This window comes from Mongoliimonas terrestris (assembly GCF_001927285.1).
Taxonomy (GTDB): Bacteria; Pseudomonadota; Alphaproteobacteria; order Rhizobiales; family Pleomorphomonadaceae; genus Chthonobacter; species Chthonobacter terrestris.
Genome location: NZ_MSIG01000040.1, coordinates 1 through 3,930 on the forward strand (window position 1 = coordinate 1; position 3,930 = coordinate 3,930).

5 protein-coding genes are annotated in these 3,930 nt (G+C 56.8%); 3 read left to right on the forward strand and 2 right to left on the reverse strand.

Features of this window, described 5'->3' with window-relative positions; genetic code table 11:
• The first annotated feature begins 117 nt into the window (after positions 1 to 117).
• Both BUQ68_RS22450 and BUQ68_RS22455 read left to right on the forward strand, forming a co-directional pair.
• The gene (locus BUQ68_RS22450) at positions 118 to 585 is read left to right on the forward strand and encodes a hypothetical protein (protein WP_245293352.1); all 468 of its coding nucleotides are present in this window, start codon (positions 118 to 120) and stop codon (positions 583 to 585) included.
• A 137-nt stretch (positions 586 to 722) separates the two neighbouring features.
• Positions 723 to 1,283 (forward strand): Panacea domain-containing protein, encoded by a 561-nt coding sequence (locus tag BUQ68_RS22455; RefSeq protein WP_245293353.1) that lies wholly within the window; start codon positions 723 to 725, stop codon positions 1,281 to 1,283.
• 399 nt (positions 1,284 to 1,682) lie between these two features.
• On the opposite strand, the gene BUQ68_RS22465 is transcribed toward BUQ68_RS22455, so the two are convergent.
• Positions 1,683 to 2,648, reverse strand: a complete 966-nt coding sequence (locus tag BUQ68_RS22465) for an IS1595 family transposase (protein ID WP_075218269.1) — start codon at positions 2,646 to 2,648, stop codon at positions 1,683 to 1,685.
• A gap of 105 nt (positions 2,649 to 2,753) precedes the next feature.
• Here BUQ68_RS22465 and BUQ68_RS22470 point away from each other — a divergent pair, with 105 nt between their 5' ends.
• On the forward strand, positions 2,754 to 2,984 hold the full coding sequence (locus BUQ68_RS22470; RefSeq protein ID WP_075218270.1) for a DUF6471 domain-containing protein: 231 nt from the start codon (positions 2,754 to 2,756) through the stop codon (positions 2,982 to 2,984).
• A 310-nt stretch (positions 2,985 to 3,294) separates the two neighbouring features.
• Here the strand turns inward: BUQ68_RS22470 and BUQ68_RS22475 are convergent, their stop codons facing one another.
• Positions 3,295 to 3,732, reverse strand: a complete 438-nt coding sequence (locus tag BUQ68_RS22475) for a helix-turn-helix domain-containing protein (protein ID WP_175577888.1) — start codon at positions 3,730 to 3,732, stop codon at positions 3,295 to 3,297.
• Positions 3,733 to 3,930: the final 198 nt, after the last annotated feature.

A 3,930-nucleotide genomic window follows, 5' to 3' on the forward strand; every position in this document is an offset into this window, starting at 1 on the left:
CCTGCTGGCCGATCTCTTCGAAGATCTGCGGCCTTATGCAGCAAATACACCGCAAACGGTGGCGTCTATCAACGCATGCCATGCTATATGTAGCGTATGACAGACGCAATCCGCCCGATGCGAACGGAGACGTTCGAGCACACCATATCCGGCTTGCTGACCAAGCGGGCCGACCTGTTCAACGAGGCCGAGCGCATCCGCGACAGGCTGGCAGAGATCAGGAACGACATAGGCGCTCTAGACCGCGTTCTCGGCGCGCTCGGCTACAAGGGCGACCTAGACGCCGCCATGCCCCGCCAGAAGCGCGAAGTGATCTTCGGCCGGGGCGAACTGACTAAGGGCATCATGCGCGAGATACGGTCGGCAGACGGGCCATTGTCCAGCCGGGAGATAGCGCAGAACCTTGTGGCGCTTCGTGGCGAGGACGCGCGCGACCGGCGGTATGTAAGCGATCTCACTAGGCGGGTGAGTAAGGCGCTGAGGAGCTTGCGCGACGAGGGTTACGTCAAAAGCGGAGCGGACCACAAAGGCAACACCCTATGGTCACGAACTTCGGCTAAATGGAGCAGAGCCGCGACAACGTGAACCGATTTTTTGCCGAACGAACTGGTGGGCGCGCTCGTTTCAGATATCTAAATGGACACGGCTTACAGACAATGATTCTATGCGGTCGGATGGGCGAGTCAGGTTCAGAGATCGCGCTTCGTCCGACATAGGCGCCAATGATGCTCATAACTTACGAACGCGAAAAGCTAATAAACTCCATCATTTTTTTTGTGACCAACACCAAAAAGTGCGGGAAGGTAAAGCTTTTCAAACTCCTCTATTTTCTTGATTTTGAGCATTACAAGTCATCAGGCCGTAGTGTGACGGGCTTGGACTATAACGCCTGGAAAATGGGGCCTGTTCCTGTCTCACTCTATGAAGAGATAGACAGCCCTGAGCCAGACATGGCGGCTGCGTTGCGGTTTGAGGAGCGCCCGATTCGTCAAGGCGAGCAGAAAATGCTTGTGATCACTCCGGCTCGTCAGTTTTCTGACTCTCACTTTACAAAGAGAGAAATGCGCCTGCTCAATGATCTTGCGACAGAGTATAGGGACGCTGACGCAGACAATATGATCGAGGCAACTCACTTGGAGAACAAGCCTTGGCATAAGGTTTACGTTCAGCAAAATCAAAAGCAGGCTATTATCCCATACGATCTTGCTGTACGCCCCGATGAGCACGAGTTAGTCCGCCGCATAGCGAATGAACGACGCGAGACTTTGCATACTCTACAATGAATCCTGGCGCCGTCTTTTTCGATACAACCTTTTTATTCGCCGATAGTGAAACAGGCGAAAAGCTGTTTGTTGTCTTGGGGTCCCGAGACGCGGTCTATGTAGTTTGCAAAACTACAACTAAGCAACACGGGCGCGGCTTAGATTTCGGATGCCAGCCAACAGATAGATTTCATAATTTTTTCCTGCCGCGGGGCAGCTGCTACCTAAAACGATCAACGTGGGTTTGTTTGAACGAATTTTACGATCTTAAGCAAAACTCTGTGCTTCAAAAAAAGTTCACCGGAAGTATCAAGCATATTTGCGATCTAAGCCCTGAAATAACTCTTGCTTTACAAAATTGTGCGATGGAAAGTCTGGACGTAAGTAATTTTCAGGGCGGAGCAATAGCCGCATCTATTGTCACTCCCCCTTCCGCCAGTAACCAGCCCAAACCCGGCTGACCGGGTGGGCCATGGCAAGGCCGAGAACGCGGTCTGCCAATTCCCCGTTGCTCTCCCGCCGGTGGTCTTCCTTCCATGCCGCCTCGGCCGCGTACTGATGAAGGTAGCGCGGGCTGACATGGTGGTGCTGGCCCTCCACCATGCGGCGCAGGCGGGAGAAGTAGGACTCCACGTTGTTGGTGTGTAGCCCGTCGCCTTCCGAGTAGGCGACGGAGTGATTGATGCGGCCGGTACGCTCGAACATGAGCGCCAGTTCGTCCCAATGGGACGCTTCGTCAGCGTAGACAGTGGCGGTCGGGGCCGTCGTCGCACGAACGACTTCGATCCCTTCGGCCTCGCTCTTGCGCACAAACGTCGGGGTGCGCCCGCCGCGCTGACGAACAGCGATGACAACGCGGCGCTTGCCAGTCGGATGACGCGCCAAACGGCGGTCCTTGCGGTCTTCCTTACGGTTCTCCGGGCGGATGTGCCCGCCAAAGTACGCGCCATCAACCTCGACTTCACCGTCAACCGTGGCGCCTGGGACCTCAGATGCAAGCGCCTCGCGGATCTTCTGAGCGAGAACGAACGCGGTCTTGTACTGACAATCGAGGTCGCGTGACAGTTGGAGCATCGAGACGCCTTTGGCGGCGTTGACGCTGATGCAGATCGCGGCGAGAAGGTCAACGAACGCCATCTTGCGAGACGCGAAGATGGTGCCGCTTGTGACGCTGTACTGATGGGAGCACGCAACGCACTTGAACCGACGGCGGGTGGGGATGGCGTAGCTGTCAGTGCAACCGCAACGCGGGCAGACGGCCTGGCCCTCAGTCTCATGCCAACGGATCGCACAGAAGGTCTGATAGGCGGCATCTTCGCCAGCCTTGTAGATGCCCTTCAGGGAGAGCGTGCGCACCTTGGCAGAAAGAAGGAAGTGCTGAGCCATTGCCATCACCTACGGTGCTTATGCATCGTATATGATGACATTGATACATCGTTGTCGAGGGCAAACGCATCGCATATGATGGCATCCGTAACCCAGGGGATGCATATGGTTGATGCGGTCGATTGGGAAGCCGCTGCAAAGGGGCTTCTGAAAGCCGAATTGAAGCGGCGTGGTGTGACCTACGGGCAGCTTGTCGAGAAGCTGGCGGAGGTTGGCGTTGATGAGACAGAGCCAAACGTCAGGAACAAGCTCGCTCGTGGAAAATTCACGGCGGTCTTCATGCTCCAGTGCCTTCACGCTATCGGCGTAAAGGAGATCCGGTTGGATTTGGCCTAAGCGATTCATTCATAACAAGAAACCATGACAGACGCCAAATGGCCGGAATCCTTGACAAAAGGACGCCAACAATTTAGACAAATGGGTGGAGACGGGGGGCGTCGAACCCCAGGGGGAGAGGCTCCAACTCCTTCCCTGGCACCGGCCAACCGTCCCCTGTGTGCCGGCCCGAGTACTGCTCGGACCGGCTTAGGCGTGGGGTAGACTTACTGTCTTCTCATGTACCACCTCCTGGGCCGGCCTTACGGCCCCGCACGGTGTTCAAGCCCTCAGGCGGCTCCTGCCCGGTGCCTTCGCCTGAGGGCTTATCTCACAAAAACTCACTCAAATCATGGTCAGGCGTTTCCGCCGAGACTGGATCGAGCTCCGATACTGGGAACCAGTACAGCCCGCGCTTCTCCGCATACCCCTCCTCCTTGAGGGCGTAGAGCGTGCCGCGAACGCTGTTCGTCTTGAACCCGGTCAACAGTGCAATGTCTTCTATGCGCATCCCTTCCGGGTGCTCCATGATGACGGCGTGCACACGTGGCTTGACAGTCCCCGGCGCAAGCCGACCATCCGCCGTGGTGTTGTGTTCGGACGATGCGATAGCCTGAGCGACTGTCGGAGCTGCCGGGACCATGTTGCCGCCGAAGAGCGAAGCCAAACGTTCCTTCAGTTCAGCCTCTGCCTCAGCGCGGCCGACAGCGCGCCCGCGCTCGTAAGCCTCGGCGAGCAAGCCCTCGACCTTCCCTGTGATGTCGTGCAAGTCCGCTACCATCTGATTCCGCCTCTCGATACGACGTGAATATCAGAACCGATGGCAACCTACAAGAGGCTCTGACGTACGGGTGGTGTCAGAGCCGTATTCGTTCGCGCATATCCACAGAGCGGGCTTGATGACGGCCCGCCTACTTGGTGCGCTTCCTACATAAGGCCGAAGATCTGCACGGGATCGAAGACCGAA

Bases quoted from the DNA above. Each gene is read 5' to 3' on its own strand.
- BUQ68_RS22465 (WP_075218269.1), bottom strand. From the start codon at position 2,648: ATGGCTCAGCACTTCCTTCTTTCTGCCAAGGTGCGCACGCTCTCCCTG.
- BUQ68_RS22450 (WP_245293352.1), top strand. From the start codon at position 118: ATGCGAACGGAGACGTTCGAGCACACCATATCCGGCTTGCTGACCAAG.
- BUQ68_RS22455 (WP_245293353.1), top strand. From the start codon at position 723: ATGATGCTCATAACTTACGAACGCGAAAAGCTAATAAACTCCATCATT.
- BUQ68_RS22470 (WP_075218270.1), top strand. From the start codon at position 2,754: ATGGTTGATGCGGTCGATTGGGAAGCCGCTGCAAAGGGGCTTCTGAAA.